The organism is Duganella rivi, assembly GCF_009857435.1.
Lineage (GTDB): Bacteria > Pseudomonadota > Gammaproteobacteria > Burkholderiales > Burkholderiaceae_D > Rugamonas > Rugamonas rivi.
Genome location: NZ_WWCK01000024.1, coordinates 1 through 284, shown reverse-complemented (window position 1 = coordinate 284; position 284 = coordinate 1). Strand labels below are relative to the sequence as shown.

Annotated in this window: 1 rRNA gene; it reads left to right on the top strand. The window is 54.6% G+C overall.

The window, feature by feature from the left end:
* Window positions 1-284, top strand: a 16S ribosomal RNA gene (locus GTP45_RS27820); the annotation flags it as partial.

Genomic DNA, 284 nt, shown 5'->3' with positions numbered 1-284 from the left:
TGCAAGTCGAACGGCAGCACGGAGCTTGCTCTGGTGGCGAGTGGCGAACGGGTGAGTAATATATCGGAACGTACCCAAGAGTGGGGGATAACGTAGCGAAAGTTACGCTAATACCGCATACGATCTAAGGATGAAAGCAGGGGATCGCAAGACCTTGTGCTCCTGGAGCGGCCGATATCTGATTAGCTAGTTGGTGGGGTAAAGGCCCACCAAGGCAACGATCAGTAGCTGGTCTGAGAGGACGACCAGCCACACTGGAACTGAGACACGGTCCAGACTCCTAC